Raw genomic sequence first — 15,264 nt, 5'->3', positions numbered from 1 at the left:
TGACAGGAGGGGCTATGATGCCATTTCCATTCGACTGTATTAGCGACTTCATGTTTTTTGAATCAGAGGTGGACCAATCCGATGTTATTTTAATACCAGGTGCCAGCCATCCTCAACTTATGGAAAGGGCTGCAATGTTATTTCATCAGGGCATCGCTCCATGTATCCTGCCTTCTGGCGGCTCCACGCCGCATGTCGAAACAACGGAATGGGAGTTTCTGAGAAATGTTGGAGTTTCACTAGGCGTTCCTCCAGAATCCATCCTGAAGGAAGATAAAGCAGCGAACACCTTTGAAAATGCGCGCTTGTCACTGGAAGTATTGCAGCAACATGGCATTCATCCCAGGAAGGTAGTACTGGTCTGTAAAAACTACCATGCTCGAAGAGCGCTTTTAACCTATCAATTTGTATTTCCAAGCGAGACGGTTTTTTATGTAAGTCCAGTGATCGACAAGACGGGGACTTCTAAAGACAACTGGCATCAAGATGAAGAAAAAATCAAATACGTAATGAACGAGCTTGAAAAAGTAGGGAAGTATTTCAGACCGGCTATATACCGACTGGGGTCGAGTAGAAGCAACAGTTAGAAGTTCAACGATCGGCAAACGGTCAAGGGGAAATGGATGCCCCGTTTCGAGAATCTAAGAAGAGCAAAAAGCCCGGTACATTGCCGGGCTTTTTGTGTTCGAATACCGTTTATCTTTTTAAATAATCAACCATCCTCTGATGCAATTCAAGCTCGGAGCATTGGAAGATCCGGTTAAAATCATGAGGATTACGGATCACTTCGTTTAACGTATCGATTCCATATTGCTCAATCACAAATTCCACGAACCTATAGGAGAACTGAAATCCTTTCATCGTTTCGAAGTCCCAGGTATCGTTATTCAATTCATCAAAAGAAGGGATCTCCAGATTGCGGATCGCATCTTCTGTCGAGCCTTTGATAAAGTCTTCAGTCATCTGTTTGGCTTCATACCCGCCGATCCCCTGCCGTATCCATTTAGGAACCGAGGGATTGATTTCACTGATTAACCACATGGTGAACAAGTGGACGGTACTTTTCAAGATAGATTGATACGTATGCTTGGGTCCCGGGTTCAACGGAGATACGATTTTAAGAATATTCCCCTCATAAGTGCCCATAAACCAATTCGGCGCATCGGCCTCTCCTACTGCCTGATGGAAGGTTGGCAGATCGGGGTATATTTCAATGATTACTTTTCGCGATGGATCGTGATGGTATTTCGACGAGACTCGTTCAACATGGTTCCCGAGTTCAACGAACAAGTCATGATGCACCTTATTCAGACGCTGGTGCGTCCCCTCGCCGTCACCCTTATTGACAATGGAAATAAAATCTTGAATCGACATGATGGTGATGTCCCCCCATTCTTTCAGTTCTGTCCTTAGTTTTTCCAGAGAGCGGTACAATCTGTTCTTCACCGCGCTTTCACGCATGCCAACGATCTTGGCGATTTCAGGCAGCGTGCAGTCCACAAAAAAGCGTAATGCAATGATTTCTTGGTCGAGCTCATTACATGCTTTAAGCGCGGCTCCAATATCAATCCGAAAATCAACATATTTCGTAAATTCAAGGGAGATCGATTGTGATTCGAAAGCCGTAAAATCGAATGGAGCTTCTTTTTTGCGCGACAGTCTCCGATATTCGTTTTTTAACGTATTCTGGGCAATCTTGAAAATCCATGTGAATACATTAGAGCCGGCTCTAAAGTTGTGAAGATTTTCGACAGCCTTCAAAAAGACCTGCTGCGTCAAATCATCCGCGGCCATGGGGTTCAATTTCACCGAAAAGTAGGTGCGGATTCTTTGACGATACAGCTTATACGTGCTTTCAAAGCTTGTAATGCTAGCCTGCTTATCCGGATAAACAGACTTGGTGTCCTGAGCTCCTGACATTTTATAGAACCTCCTCTTGATTTACAATGAATTAGACACCGAAGAGAACCAAAAAGCCACGTACTTGCAAAAAAATATATGAATACATCGTTCCTATACTTCATTGCCTGAATCATGACAAGATCAGAAGATATGTCAAGATGGAAGGATGGTAAAACCAGTCGAACCAAGGTGATCGATCCAATCGGATGGGATGACGCTGGCCTAGGGATGTGATACTCTAGTAAAAGGGGAGATCGATCTCGTACGAAACTGCTAGAAAGCGAGAAAATAATCCTCAAGCTAGAGTGAAGCCATCATGCTTTGTATAGGAGTACTAAGGAGCTATCGCAAATGACAGATTTATTGATGTACGAGCGGGAGTATTGGCCCCGTTATTTACATATTGCAGGTGTTGATGAGGTCGGGCGCGGCTGTTTGTTCGGAGATGTTGTCGCTGCTGCCGTTATTTTGCCGGAGGGTCTTGTGATTGAGGGGATCAATGATTCTAAGAAGCTGAGCGCGAAGAAGCGGGATGCCCTCTATGAACAGATCATGGACCAGGCGCTGGCCGTAGGCGTCGGGAGAGTGGATGCCGAGACGATCGATCGTATTAATATTAAGCAGGCCGCCCGGCTCGCGATGAAAATGGCCTTGGATCAGCTTGTTGTCACTCCCGAGTTCCTGCTTGTCGATGCCGAACGGGTCGATTGCGATATCCCGCAGCAGGCGATCATCAAGGGAGATGCGAACAGCCAGTCGATTGCGGCGGCTTCGATCATCGCCAAGGTGACCCGCGATCGGTTATGCGAAGGGGAATGGGAGGCACAGTACCCCGGATACGGGATTGCCGTACATAAAGGTTATGCCACGAAGGCGCACCGGGAGCAGCTGCAGCTGCACGGACCTACGCCGATGCACCGAAGAAGCTTTCTGAAAAATATGGAGATCGAGCAATTATCGCTGTTCTAACTTTATCCCGCTAGCAGCCCGCCCTTGTCAAAAGGCGGGCTGCTGCCGATATAAATAGGAAAAGGAACGTTTGGAGGAACCATCGTGAACATCGGATCGTTGATACGCGGGCTGCTGGGAGAGCAGAAGCCGGGAGACGTCAAGGCGCTGGAGCTGAAACCGGGTCAGGTCGTTCGCGGAGTTGTAATGAATGTATCGGATGACGGGCAGGAAGCCGTCGTACAAATTCAAGGGGTGCAGGTGAAGGCCAAGCTGGAGACTCCGCTGCGTGCCGGCGAAACGGCGCTGCTTCAGGTCCAGCCGCCGGGTGAAGGGGGAACCGCGGTTCTTAAACCGTTATCTCAAATGCCCGGCCAGCCGTTGTCGCCATCTTCAATGTCGGAGGTATTGGAATTCGCCGGACTCCCGGATACGAAAGAGAACCGGGAAATGATCCGCAGCATGCAGCAAGCGGGAGTCTCATTGACCAAGGAGCATATCGCTTCGTTTAAAGAAGCCATGATGGCTAAGCCTCCCCAAGTGCCCGCCGCGGAATGGGCGGAATCGGCGGCGATTGCGTTCCACCGCGGGCTGCCGGTTACCGCGGAGAGTGTGAGAGGACTGCATCAGGCGGTGTTCGGCCCGCAGCTGCATCAGCTGCTGCAAAGCCTCGAAGGGCAGCTTGCGCATGCGCTGCAGGGGGGGACCGCAGCCGGAGGGCCGGCCGGAGCAGGAAGCAGCCCTCTGGCGGCTCCGCCTGCAGCAATGCCAAGCCATACCCAAGGGCCGGAACCAGCGCCGAGCGCGCAAGCCGGGGCCGCCCAGGGCAGTGCGGCGGGCAGCGGAGTGCCAGCCGGGCAAACGCAGGCTGCCGGCCCGCAGGCTCTGCTGACGAAGCTGCAGAGCCTGCTGCACCAGCTGCGCGGCGAGCTTGCGCAGCTGCCGGCTCACGCGGCGCAGCCCGCAGCCGCGCCGGCCGCAGGCCATGCCGCCGCGCCTGCGGCAACGGCGGCAGCGCCGGGCGAAGGGGCCTCAGGCCCTTCGCCAAAGCCGCCCACCCCTGGCGCGGAGCCATGGGTGGGGCGGCTGTTGAAGCTGCTCGGTGCGGAGCACGAGCAGCAGGCCCTGCGCGGGGCAGGCAGCAGCCCCGCGGGAGAGGCGGCGCGCGCAGCGAGCGCCGCGCAGCCCGGCGGGCAGCAGGCGGCAGCGCTGCCCGGAAGCGGCGGCCCGGCCGCAGGCGGGTCCGCCGGGGCGGCGGCCCTGCCGCCGGCGCCGTGGCCGGGCAAGCCCCCGCAGGCGCCGTGGCCGGGCAAGCCCCCGGCACCGGGGGGCTTGCTGCCGCTGCTCCAGGCGGGCAGGCACCTGCTGCTGCTAGCGCGGCAGCATCGCCCTCGGCAGCCCGGCCGGACAGCGGCGGCGTCGGCTTGGCCCCTGCAAGCCACCCGGCCGCATCGCAAGCCCCGGCGCCAGGCGTGAACGGTCAGGGGCCGGCCTCTAATAGGGTACAGGCATCTCCGCAGCTGCAGCCGCCCGCATCCGGGATCGCTGCAGCCGGAGCGGCCGGCGAATCGCCAGCGGCTCTGCAGGATTCGCTGAAAGGGGTGCTGCTGCAGGTGATCGCTAGTCCGGATGCCCCGCCTGCACTCAAAGAAGCGGCCCAACAAATCGTACAGCATTTGACGGGGCAGCAGCTTCTGCTGAATACGGACAGGACGGCTCCGTTTGCGCAAGTCACGATGTTCATTCCCCTGCACGGGCCGGGAGGCGAGCAGACCGCATCCGTCCATATCCAGTCGCGCAGGGGGCGCAAAGGAGAACTGGATGCAACCAACTGCCGGCTGCTGTTTGATCTGGATATGAAGCATCTGGGTCATACCTTGATCGATGTGCAGGTTGTTGACCGGATCGTCAGCTTGAGCTTCCGGAATAATCAGGAATGGACCGCAGAGCTGTTCCAGGCCATGAGGCAGGAGCTTGCCTCGGGCATCGCTTCGATCGGCTATCAGCTGCTGAGCGTCAAGACCGAGCCGATGCCGGAAGGACCGCAGCAGATCGGCGAACAGGCGGTGCAGGGCACCGCTGCGGATTATATGCCGCAGACCTATAAAGGGGTGGACATGCGGATATGAACGAGCAGCAAAATGGGCTTATCACGGCAAGAAAGAAAGCCGTCGCCCTTAAATATACGCCCGGAGAGAGCGATGCGCCGGTTGTCGTAGCCAAAGGACAGGGCAAGCTGGCAGAATCGATCCTTGAGAAGGCAAAAGAGCATGGCGTGCCGGTACAGGAAGACGCGGCGTTGGTTGAAATTTTGTCGAAGCTGGATTTGGATCAACAGATTCCGCCGGAGCTGTATCAACTGGTGGCAGAAGTGCTGACCTATATATATCGGGCGGATCGACAAGCCGGGGAAGGGGGAATGCCATAATGCCGCAGGCGGGAAAGGACAACCGAAGGCAAAAGGGAGCAGCCGCCGAGGAAGCCGCGGCCATCTGGCTGCAGGAGAAGGGCTATCGGGTGCTGGACCGGAATTGGCGATGCCGATTCGGCGAACTGGATATCGTTGCCGAATGGAAAGGTGCGCTTATCTTTATTGAAGTGCGCAGCCGAAGTGGAGCGCCGGGCTTTGGAATGCCGTCCGAGTCCGTGAATGCCCGTAAAATTGTGCAGGTTCGAAATACCGCGCAGCAGTATGTCCATTCCAAAAGGCTGCATGACTCCCCGGTTCGTTTTGATGTCATTTCGATCCTGCTTCGCGACGATATGACGGTAGATGCGCTGGAGCATATTCCGGATGCGTTTTAAGGGACCGTGGCCGAACGAGATAATGAAAGAGAAGGTGGTGGGTGGGGAAACCCGATCACCTTTTTGGCTTGCTCAAATCTACGTACTGTATCCAACAGCCTTCAACCTCTGGAATGGATCAGCGTTTTCCTGGAGAAGCCTCGGAGAGCATGGAGAGCATAGGAATGATCCGATATGCGGCTCAGCCATTGCCCTTTTTTAGGGTGAAAGCTGCAAATGGAATGGACCTTTTTCATGCTCCCGCTATCGTTAATGTGAATCCAAAGCGACCTTTCACCTGCAATTTGACCTATTGTTTAGATGATTGGTCCTGTTATACTTAAAGCCGTAATCACAAAGTGGGTAAAAATGATAGGTTGTATAATTTGATTCCAAAAATGGGGATTGGAGTAAAAGTGGAAAAGCGACGATTTCTTTTAACCTTTGGCCGGAATTTGGATCACAGTAATATCGACTACTTGGTAAAGAGCCGATTATCCAAGTATAAGGGCGGGATCCAGAAGGATTATTTTAACCCCATTCTTCATAAGGGGGCCGACGTGATTCTCAACTACCAGATCATCGATACGAACTTTGACCGAATCTCATCTAAATATTATTTGGATGACTATCATGTTACGGAAGCGCAGAAGAACGGGTTCCTGCTTACTTTGAAAAAGCTAAAGGGGACCCATGTCTGGTGCGATCCGAGAGTACAAGGCCATGCCTTTTGTGTAGTGGACGAAATCGAGTACAGTTTTTATGTCTATCGATCACTGGAAGGACAAGAATACCGGTTTCCCCAATATTACAGTGATGATGAAAATGCTGATCCTATTGTGCATCGTCAACTGCATAAAATGCCTGAAGAAGAACAATATTTGCAGTTTCCTTCCGATTGGAGTCGCGAGGTCAAGGATGAAATAACGATCAGATGGATTAACGTACTGATTAGCATGAAGTAAATAGTAGATGAGTAAGGCCCTGCAAAACCTCCCGGTAGTGCAGGGGGCTTTATTCCAAGCATGACTTCTTTGTCATGTTTACGGAGTTGAATCTTCACCGGCGGGGTCCACGACTCTAGATGAGCGGGATTTCGATCCTTGCTTGTTTGTTCAAAGCACTCGTCTCTGAGTCAAAATCCTATTCGAGCTCCATGTTCTTTTTCTTCGCAATCCCCTTCATTACTAATGCGCCGCATGAAGACGAAATCCTTTAATCATGATCCAAATGGGAAAAACGATTTCAAATATGGCCCCTGGAACGTACAGAACGGGTCCGATGTCTTGACCGATGATCGCCAGACAGCTGCTGGCCAACAAGGCGGCATACCCGATGAAACCGATGACTGACAAAAACCGCGGCACCAGCCTCGATCGATAGAGGACATGACAAAGCAGCAAGCTGCCCAAGCTCAGTACGATCATGGCTATTTGAAAGAGCATAGAATGCGCTTCTAGCAATACATTGCCTATCGTTTCAAAGTAAGGATGCATGGACGTACCTGCCGAAATGGAATGATGACTCAGTGCAATAAGTATAAACGGAGCGACTGTACTTATGATCAGCAGCACAGACTCAACGATTCGGGATCCGAAGTATCCGAGCGCAAACGGTTCGTTATGCTTCTTTAAAATGGGGTACAGAAGCATGGCAATCCCCATAACCGCTACGGCGTTGATCAATTCCAACAACGAGCCCATGACCACATTTATTCGGTCGGAATACAGATGCGTAAGAAAATCCGGGCGATGCAGCACAGGATCCAAAATTCCGCTCCCGATCATGTAAGCACACGTCGATACTAGAAACAAAGCCCCTGCAACCTTTGCCATTCTTTTCATGTTGATCTCCCCTTGGCTCATTTTATATGCAGTATAGCTCCAAGAGGAGTGGTGCCTGTAGACACTTTAGTGTGGTTCTCGGTGGTTCGGGAGCAGATTCAATTCAGCGGCTCGCGCGATTGCTTCCGTTCGTCTTTGCACCTGGAGTTTTTCAAAAATCCTGCGATTATGCCCTTTGACCGTGTCCAAGGCCAAAAAGAGTTTCTCGCCGATTTCCTTGTTTGAAAGCCCCTTTGCAATGAGCCCAAGCACTTCGAGCTCCCGCTGACTGAGCGGCTCAATGAGGCTGCTCGTCACTGCATTTTTGCGCATTCGTGCTAGTCCACGCTGCGCTTCACGAAGAGCCGGAAGTGGCAAATCTCCGCCCAATCGCAGAGCCTCTTCGTAATATTCCGCCGCTGTGCGGGTTCGATGTTCAGCTTCCTCGATTTGCCCTAGTCCCGTGATGGCGATTACTGCCATCAGCTGATGCCCCATCATTCGGCTGTTCGATATGACTTCGTTATAGGCGTCACGAGCGTCGGAATAAACTCCGCGCCGCTGGCTGGCGACGCCCAGCATCCAAGCGGCTGCCGTCCGCACGGGAAGATTATCCGGTCGCAGATAAGAGAGTGCACGGCGTGCCTGAACAATTACTTGGTCGATTGCATGGTCGATTTCTTGATGTTCACTTACCCCGGCATCCCTTGCGGGTGCAATCAGCTCGACAAGATCATTCGTCTTATCGTCTGGCCGTGTAATTTGCATCGCCGTTTCGGCTTTCCTTAATTTGTTGACCTCATCGGAAGGGCTGCCGGCCAACACCAATGATGCCAATGTCGCTCGAGTGGCGGCAATCACTCCGATCAGATCCCTGACACGGACGTCTTCTTCGGCACCTGCCAAAGCCGCCTCTGCTGCAGCCAGCTTGTGCTCAACGCCTGTCAGCTTGCCCGTGATCAGCAACGCTGAACCATACATCACCCACAATGCAGGTCTGGCGTTCAATTCGGCAGCAGGCAATGACGCCAGCCAGTTCAAGGAAATGCTCGCAGCCCCGCGAAGATGCAGCGGCATTCCATTGCCTTCGAGCAGCAATGCGGCGCGATCCATGTCGTTGGATTCCACGGCGTGGCGGAATGCTTCGATTTCGTAGCCATTGTGTTCGTACCAGGCACTCGCTCGTCTATGCAATTCCGCAATATGGCTCTCCTCAAGACTTTCCTGCAGCCTTTTGCGGAGTAAATCGGCAAACAAATGATGATAGCGATACCATCGTCGTTCATGATCCAACGGCACGACGAACAGATTCTTGCGCTCAAGCTCCAATAATGTTTCATTACTGGAAACCGACTCATCGAACATGACATCGTCACATAAAGACCCGCAGAGCCGCTCGAGGATGGATGTGCGCAGCAAAAAGGCTTGAACGGCCATCGGCTGCCGATCCAGGACTTCTTCTACCAGATAATCGAGGACGAAATGATGGCGGCCGTTAAAAGACGGAATGAGCTGAACGGCGTCACGATCTCCCTGGATGGAGAGCGCTGCCAGATGCAGACCGGCTATCCAGCCTTCGGTACGCGATTCCAATGAGGCTATTTGATCCCCGGATAATTCAAGGCTCATGCCATTGTTCAAAAAATCCTCGGATTCGGAGAACGTAAATCTTAAATCGGCTGCACGCAGCTCGTTCAATTGGTCCCGAACCCGAAATCGAGCCAGCGGGATGTTTGGGTCTTCGCGGGTGGTTATGACAAGATGCATTTGTGAGGGAAAATGGTTCAGCATGAAGAGCAAAGCAGCATCGACCGTTTCCGATTTCACTGCGTGATAATCGTCTAGAACAAGGATGAACGGAGATGAAATCGCAGAGATTTCATGAAGGAGAGCGGTCAGGATCCACTCGGTCGGCGGCGGTTGGGGAGTTTGAAGCACAGCAAGTATGCCTTCCCCTATATTCTCCTTAAGTGTCTGTAATGAAGTAATCCAACAGGTCAAAAAGCGTGTAAGTTCGCTGTCCCCTTCTTCGAGCGATATCCATGCGGCCGCCCGCCCGCAGCTGTTGAGCCATTCGCTGACTAACGTCGTTTTGCCATAGCCCGCGGGTGCGGAGATCAAGGTTAACTTGCGGTAACACCCCTTGCTGAGCCTCTCGGTCAATCGCCGCCGGAAAACCGCATGCGGCCGAGGCGTGGGGATATAAAATTTGGTTATATTAGGTGTACTCATAGCTTCATACTACTCCAAACGATTTTTACCATCAATGGGGTAAATCGTTTCGTGCAGAATCCTCAAGAAATAAGACAAGTGATCGGGAAACTGCGGGAGAATATTCGGACAACTCGGTCTCAGGTAGCTGAGGCGGTTGACAGGGAAAGTTTGAGGCTAGATGTTTTCACTTCCCAATCTAGAATTCATACTCGATGACACTATCATACAAAAGATAGTTGGGACGACCATAAAGGAAATATTGATTTATACCATAATTCACTTCAAAGTGGGGGTCAGAGTAAAATTGGAAAAACGACGATTTTTATTAACGTTTGGTCGTAATTTAGACCATAGTAATATCGATTACTTGGTAAAGAGCCGATTATCAAAATATAAGGGCGGGATCCAGAAGGATTATTTTAACCCCGTTCTTCATAAAGGGGCAGAAGTGATTCTAAACTACCAGATAATTGATACGAACTTTGATCGCATTTCATCAAAGTATTATTTGGATGATTTTCATATTACGGAAGCCCAGAAGGACGGCTTTTTACTATCATTGAAAAAGCTAAAAGGGACTCATGTATGGTGTGACCCTCGAATTCAAGGCCATGCATTTTGCGTAGTGGATGGGATCGAGTTTAATTTTTATGTTTATCGATCACTAGATGGACAAGATTACCGCTTTCCTCAATATTATTCTGCTGACAGTAATGCTGATCCTATCGTGCATAGTCAGCTGCATAAAATGCCTGAGGACGAGCAATATTTGCAATTTCCTTCCGATTTAAGTAGAGAAGTCAAAGATGAAATTACGATTAAATGGATACAGAAACTGATTAAAATGTAAATAAAAAAGTTGAAAGAGTTAAGACCCTGCACTTTAACATTCGCAGGGTCTTACTATGTTCTTCAACTAACTAGGGGATTGAGAATTCTCTCATAAGTACGACTAATCTTCGCTAATGGTATTGATATTGCTTCACTTTCCACATGTAGTTCAACTCACACCTTGATATTCGGAATATTTTTGGCAGCCCTTTGCGAGGGCGACGGCCTGTTCAGAGGAGGGGGCCCTCCTTGCGAAGATCTGCCGGAGCGAGATTAATCGTGATTAACTCAAGGGATACTCCGACCCATCAGTTTTTGATCGCAGTCCGATCTTGTTCCAACGATTCACAATGGAGGAGTCTGGAAGTCCGATAATGCTATAATAGAATACATTGTCAGTAGGATCTCCTTGACTCGACAAGGATCAATTGGCACAAAGAGAGTGAACAATGCCCCACAAAGGAATTTATCCTTAAGAGGGGCATTTTTTCTTTTACTTACTCTTTTTATACTTGGTATGATAAGCGATCACATATTGTTCTTCGGACTCTTCTACAGCAATCATATCCATATGGTTCTTATCTTTAATTTTGTATAGTTTAGTTCCTGCTTCATAGGAGTTGGAGCTTATTATATGATCATCATCATGATCGCTTACATCTGTAGAGGATACTTCTATCTCGCCTATTTGATCCGCTAATTCATCCTTAGGAATTTTGTCATTGCTTGCAATGTATACCTCTTTTTTTATTTTGATCATGTTATTCGACGGGAAACTTCCCGCGGAAGAAGAGCATCCAACCAGAACTAAAAAGAATAGGATTAACATGATTGACCGTTTGTTCTTCATAATTCCTCCAAATATAAACTAGCTCCAAAGTGCATTGGGCCATGAGAGTTCTATATGTATATGAAGTTAAAGTATCGCCAACATACATGCTTTTGAACCTATACGATTTATAGAGACTCCTTCGGAACTTACCCGTTTGAGGCCATACTCTATTGAAATTTCTGATTGTTAGAACAATTCATCAGAATCAACCACCATCCAGGTCATTGGGCAGGGCTTTAATTGGTTGTCATACACCCTCAGCCCGGCTCCTCCGTAACGATGTACTGCCGATCCAGCTGGCGGTATTGAATGGCTTCGGCAACATGGCGGCTCTGGATGTCGGCGGAAGCCTCCAGATCCGCAATCGTCCGTGCCAGCTTCAATATCCGGTCATATGCCCGCATGCTGAGCCCCAGGGAATCGAGCGTTACTTGGAGAAGCTCCGCTGAAGCTTTATCGAGTGCAGCGTGGGTTCTTAAATAGCTGCCGAACAATTCGCTGTTCCAGCGGATCGGAAGGCGGCGGTATCGCTCCAGCTGAATGGTCTGGGCGGCATAAACCTGGTCGCGCATCGCCTTCGAGGACAGCGGCGGCGTGCTTCCCGGCCATTCTTTGGGCCTTGGCACGTCAACCTGCAGATCGATCCGGTCCATTAAGGGGCCGGATATCCGCGCGCGGTATTGGGCGATCCTCGCCACGCTGCAGGTGCATTGCTGTGCCGGATGGTCGCTGCCGTAATAGCCGCACGGACACGGATTCATCGAGCAAGCGAGCATAAAATGCGCGGGAAAGGTAAATACGGCCCGCGCCCGGCTGATCGTCACCTCCCGATCCTCGAGCGGCTGGCGGAGAACCTCCAGCACATGCCGGGAGAACTCGGGCAGCTCATCGAGGAACAGAATGCCTTTGTGGGCAAGACTGACCTCGCCGGGCTTTGGGATCGTTCCGCCTCCGATAAGCCCGGCGGCGGATATCGTATGATGGGGAGAGCGAAACGGTCGCTTCGTCATGAGGCCCTCAGTCTTCTTCAGCTTACCGGCAGCGCTGAAAATTTTCGTAGTCGTCAGGGCTTCCTCCTCCGCTAGCGGAGGAAGGATGGTTGGCAGACGCTTCATGAGCATCGTCTTTCCGGTGCCGGGCGGCCCGATCAGCATAATATTATGCATGCCTGCCGCCGCGATGGTGAGCGCCCGCTTGATATGCTGGTGGCCGAGCACATCCTTGTAATCCTCCAGCGGCTCCTCCCGGCTCCGGTCAGCCGCCTCGTTCGAGTGTTCTAAACGCCCGGTATACCGGAGCCGCGAGAGCGAAACGGCTGCGCTCGGGAGCTTCGAGGCGCGGGAAGGGTTTGACCGCATTGGCCCATCATCCCCGGCGAGCTCCTTCAAATGCGGCAAGCCGTACACCTCGATGCCGCCGATTAAGGAGGCTTCTTGCACGTTCTCCATCGGTAAGAGAACGCCGCGGAAGCCGTCCCGCTTCGCCTGCTCTACCATCGGCAGCACGCCGGTTACGGGTCTAAGCGCTCCGTCTAGCGCCAGCTCGCCGATGATTAAGAGCGAGGCGGCATCCTTGAACTCCAGCTGTTCACTAGTGATTAATATGCCGAGGGCAACAGCCAGGTCAAAGGAGGAGCCTTCTTTACGAAGATCAGCCGGAGCGAGATTAATCGTGATCCGCTTCAAAGGATATTCGAACCCGCAGTTTTTGATCGCGGCCCGGACTCGTTCCACCGATTCACGGATGGAGGAATCCGGAAGTCCGATAATGCTGGTTTGCGGAAGTCCGTTGGCCAGATCGACTTCCACCTGAATAACGACGCCGTCGATGCCGTGCAGGCAGGCGCTGTGCAGCTTTCCATACATAAATAAGAAGCACCTCACTTTCGCGTATTAGGTAAATGACAATGTGCGGTCATCATGCACACACGAAAAGGGTGCTTCCTCATTTTCGTCAATCGAGTATAGTCCGTATTGTAAAAGTTTACCTGGCACATGTCAATTCAGAAACTCCTCGATGAAGGCGGATTGGTCTAAAGAATCCAGTCGTGAAGCGGGCTGCCGACGATGAGTTGACCGGATTTCAGATCATTGCCACTTTTTCAGAATCGCAGGTTCGGGCAACAAGAGGAAAGAATGTAAGTAGCCAGAATAGAGAAACAGCGGATAGAATCAAGCTCGTAAACGAACGCCCCAAGCTGCAAGCTGAAATGGTGGCGGGGGCGAGCGTGGCAGATCATATGAAATGAAGGAGAGGGTTACATGAAATTTTGGAACCGGAAATGGGGGAGGGTCGCACTCGCCGCGGTACTGACCGGTGCATTGCTGAGCGGCTGCGCGAAAGGTGAAGCAGGAAAGGAGGGAAATGCAGGATCGCTCGGGACGAAGGAGATTACGCTGGACATGATGACCTTCTCCCATACGAACTGGCCCTATAAAGAAAATTGGCCGATTTATCAATATTTGAAGGAAGCAACCGGTATTTCGTTTAAAGTTCAGCCTGTCATGAGCGATTATACAACGACGATGAATCTGGCGATTTCATCCGGCGAAATTCCCGATTTGATGATGGTCAACAGCCTGAACGCCGCGAATACCCATGGTGCCAGCGGAGCGTTCGTCGATTATTTCGAGCATTTGGACAAGATGCCGAATTACAAGAAGTTTCTCGAGGATCACCCGGAGGTCAAGGCAGCGATCCTGTCTCCGGAGGGAAAAAACTATTTTATGCCGCTGTATGGGCTCGAACAGCAGTCCAGGCGATCCTGGCTGTACCGGGATGATATTTTCAAAAAGCATAATTTGACCCCGCCTACTACCTATGACGAGCTCTATACGGTTGCCAAAAAACTGAAAGAGCTGTATCCGGACAGCTTCCCGATCGCCGTGTTCAACGGTTTAAGCCCACTGGTCAACATGGCGCCGGCGTTTAATACGAGCAGCAGCTATTATTACGATTACGAGAAGGAAGAATGGCGCTACGGACCGACGGAGGACAATTATCGGATCATGGTCGAGTACATGAACAAGTTTTATACCGAGGGCTTGATCGCACCGGATTTCATGGCGCATAAGCGCAAGCAGTTTAACGATCTGCTTCTTCAGAATAAAGCGTTTATCGCAAGCGATTATATCGGCATTATGGACGAGCTGCCGCTCATGCTGGGCGACAAGGCATCCGAGTTCAGCCTCGATTACATGTTGCCGCCTGTCGGAACGCCGGACGGTAAATCCCACAACGTGTTTGCAGGACTCCAGACCGACGGGTTCGCCGTAGCGGCCAATTCGAAGGAGCGGGATACGCTGCTGCAGTATTTGGATTTCCTGTACTCGCCGGAAGGAATCGAGCTGGCTACCTGGGGGAAAGAAGGGGAAACCTACACGACCCAGAACGGCGTCCGTAAGTTTAAAGACGACTACAAAGAATTCGGCGACTTGCGTACGAAGACGGGCATTGCCACCATCGGCGCCCATACGGTGCTGGATATGAGCGCATTTGAATCGATGTATTCACCCAAAATGCAGGCAGCTATGAAAATCGCGCCGGAGCATGAAACGAAACCGCAGCCGAGGCTGGCCTATACCAATGAAGAGAATGAAGTGCTTAGCATGGTGGGAGAAACCGTCAAGAAGTACCATGAAGAGCAAATAGCAAAATTTATTTTGGGACAGAAAAAGATGGACGAATGGGACGCCTACGTGGCCGAGGTGAACCGGCTGGGCGTGCAGCAAGTGCTGGATGTGCACAAGAGCGCTTACGAGCGGACGCAAAAATTCGTGAATGAAGGAAAATAGCAAAACGCAAGGTTGGGATTAACTTGGGCAGCTTCCACTAGGCCGGCGTTCCGGCTGTGGCGTTTGTGGCCGCGGCCGGTGCCGGCCAGGTCCGTGGCAGCCATGCGCTTCCCATCCCAGCTTAGCTTGATCAAGC

Annotated in this window: 14 protein-coding genes; 9 read left to right on the top strand and 5 right to left on the bottom strand. The window is 51.5% G+C overall.

The genetic code is table 11. From position 1 onward, the window contains the following. Positions 1-17: 17 nt before the first annotated feature. Positions 18-587 carry a YdcF family protein gene (locus NST08_RS19170; RefSeq protein WP_144879740.1) on the top strand — a complete coding sequence of 190 codons (570 nt, stop codon included), beginning with the start codon at positions 18-20 and terminating at the stop codon, positions 585-587. Between the two features lie 109 nt (positions 588-696). Here NST08_RS19170 and NST08_RS19165 read toward each other — a convergent pair whose 3' ends face one another. Next, a complete protein-coding gene (locus NST08_RS19165; RefSeq protein WP_341342167.1) occupies positions 697-1,920 on the bottom strand; it encodes an RNA polymerase sigma factor in 1,224 nt (407 codons plus the stop codon). Between the two features lie 303 nt (positions 1,921-2,223). Here NST08_RS19165 and NST08_RS19160 point away from each other — a divergent pair, with 303 nt between their 5' ends. The 6 genes from NST08_RS19160 (at position 2,224) to NST08_RS19135 (ending at position 6,599) form a co-directional block, all read left to right on the top strand. After that, entirely contained in the window at positions 2,224-2,871 is a 648-nt protein-coding gene (locus NST08_RS19160) for a ribonuclease HII (protein WP_341342166.1), read from the top strand. A gap of 84 nt (positions 2,872-2,955) precedes the next feature. Then, positions 2,956-4,326, top strand: coding sequence for a hypothetical protein (locus NST08_RS19155; RefSeq protein ID WP_341342165.1), 1,371 nt, complete (start codon positions 2,956-2,958; stop codon positions 4,324-4,326). After that, on the top strand, positions 4,275-4,979 hold the full coding sequence (locus NST08_RS19150; protein ID WP_340900061.1) for a hypothetical protein: 705 nt from the start codon (positions 4,275-4,277) through the stop codon (positions 4,977-4,979). The genes NST08_RS19155 and NST08_RS19150 overlap by 52 nt, the downstream gene beginning before the upstream one ends. Then, positions 4,976-5,278, top strand: coding sequence for an EscU/YscU/HrcU family type III secretion system export apparatus switch protein (locus tag NST08_RS19145; protein ID WP_213617085.1), 303 nt, complete (start codon positions 4,976-4,978; stop codon positions 5,276-5,278). Before NST08_RS19150 ends, NST08_RS19145 begins: the two co-directional genes overlap by 4 nt. Further along, positions 5,278-5,655, top strand: coding sequence for a YraN family protein (locus tag NST08_RS19140; RefSeq protein WP_213617083.1), 378 nt, complete (start codon positions 5,278-5,280; stop codon positions 5,653-5,655). The genes NST08_RS19145 and NST08_RS19140 overlap by 1 nt, the downstream gene beginning before the upstream one ends. Before the next feature lie 395 nt (positions 5,656-6,050). Next, complete coding sequence (locus NST08_RS19135) at positions 6,051-6,599, top strand: hypothetical protein (RefSeq protein ID WP_341032975.1); 549 nt, start codon at positions 6,051-6,053, stop codon at positions 6,597-6,599. Positions 6,600-6,821: 222 nt separating this feature from the next. Here the strand turns inward: NST08_RS19135 and NST08_RS19130 are convergent, their stop codons facing one another. Together NST08_RS19130 and NST08_RS19125 are read right to left on the bottom strand one after the other, a co-directional pair. Further along, a complete protein-coding gene (locus NST08_RS19130) occupies positions 6,822-7,478 on the bottom strand; it encodes a DUF4386 domain-containing protein (protein WP_341032976.1) in 657 nt (218 codons plus the stop codon). 66 nt (positions 7,479-7,544) lie between these two features. Next, positions 7,545-9,689, bottom strand: a complete 2,145-nt coding sequence (locus NST08_RS19125; RefSeq protein ID WP_341342164.1) for a LuxR C-terminal-related transcriptional regulator — start codon at positions 9,687-9,689, stop codon at positions 7,545-7,547. A gap of 286 nt (positions 9,690-9,975) precedes the next feature. Here NST08_RS19125 and NST08_RS19120 point away from each other — a divergent pair, with 286 nt between their 5' ends. Beyond that, positions 9,976-10,521, top strand: a complete 546-nt coding sequence (locus NST08_RS19120) for a hypothetical protein (RefSeq protein ID WP_341032978.1) — start codon at positions 9,976-9,978, stop codon at positions 10,519-10,521. Positions 10,522-10,995: 474 nt separating this feature from the next. On the opposite strand, the gene NST08_RS19115 is transcribed toward NST08_RS19120, so the two are convergent. Then, positions 10,996-11,352, bottom strand: coding sequence for a hypothetical protein (locus NST08_RS19115; RefSeq protein ID WP_341032980.1), 357 nt, complete (start codon positions 11,350-11,352; stop codon positions 10,996-10,998). Positions 11,353-11,591: 239 nt separating this feature from the next. Next, entirely contained in the window at positions 11,592-13,199 is a 1,608-nt protein-coding gene (locus tag NST08_RS19110) for a YifB family Mg chelatase-like AAA ATPase (protein ID WP_341342163.1), read from the bottom strand. A gap of 396 nt (positions 13,200-13,595) precedes the next feature. Here NST08_RS19110 and NST08_RS19105 point away from each other — a divergent pair, with 396 nt between their 5' ends. Then, a complete protein-coding gene (locus tag NST08_RS19105; protein WP_341032982.1) occupies positions 13,596-15,128 on the top strand; it encodes an ABC transporter substrate-binding protein in 1,533 nt (510 codons plus the stop codon). The last annotated feature ends 136 nt before the right edge of the window (positions 15,129-15,264 follow it).

This window comes from Paenibacillus sp. FSL K6-1566, assembly GCF_038050475.1.
In the GTDB taxonomy this organism is placed as follows: Bacteria; Bacillota; Bacilli; order Paenibacillales; family Paenibacillaceae; genus Paenibacillus_AQ; species Paenibacillus_AQ lactis.
Note: the sequence above shows the minus strand (reverse complement) of the source record. Positions and strands in the feature narration are given on the sequence as shown.

Bases quoted from the DNA above. Each gene is read 5' to 3' on its own strand.
- NST08_RS19170 (WP_144879740.1), top strand. From the start codon at position 18: ATGCCATTTCCATTCGACTGTATTAGCGACTTCATGTTTTTTGAATCA.
- NST08_RS19165 (WP_341342167.1), bottom strand. From the start codon at position 1,920: ATGTCAGGAGCTCAGGACACCAAGTCTGTTTATCCGGATAAGCAGGCT.
- NST08_RS19145 (WP_213617085.1), top strand. From the start codon at position 4,976: ATGAACGAGCAGCAAAATGGGCTTATCACGGCAAGAAAGAAAGCCGTC.
- NST08_RS19140 (WP_213617083.1), top strand. From the start codon at position 5,278: ATGCCGCAGGCGGGAAAGGACAACCGAAGGCAAAAGGGAGCAGCCGCC.
- NST08_RS19130 (WP_341032976.1), bottom strand. From the start codon at position 7,478: ATGAAAAGAATGGCAAAGGTTGCAGGGGCTTTGTTTCTAGTATCGACG.
- NST08_RS19125 (WP_341342164.1), bottom strand. From the start codon at position 9,689: ATGAGTACACCTAATATAACCAAATTTTATATCCCCACGCCTCGGCCG.
- NST08_RS19115 (WP_341032980.1), bottom strand. From the start codon at position 11,352: ATGAAGAACAAACGGTCAATCATGTTAATCCTATTCTTTTTAGTTCTG.
- NST08_RS19110 (WP_341342163.1), bottom strand. From the start codon at position 13,199: ATGTATGGAAAGCTGCACAGCGCCTGCCTGCACGGCATCGACGGCGTC.
- NST08_RS19105 (WP_341032982.1), top strand. From the start codon at position 13,596: ATGAAATTTTGGAACCGGAAATGGGGGAGGGTCGCACTCGCCGCGGTA.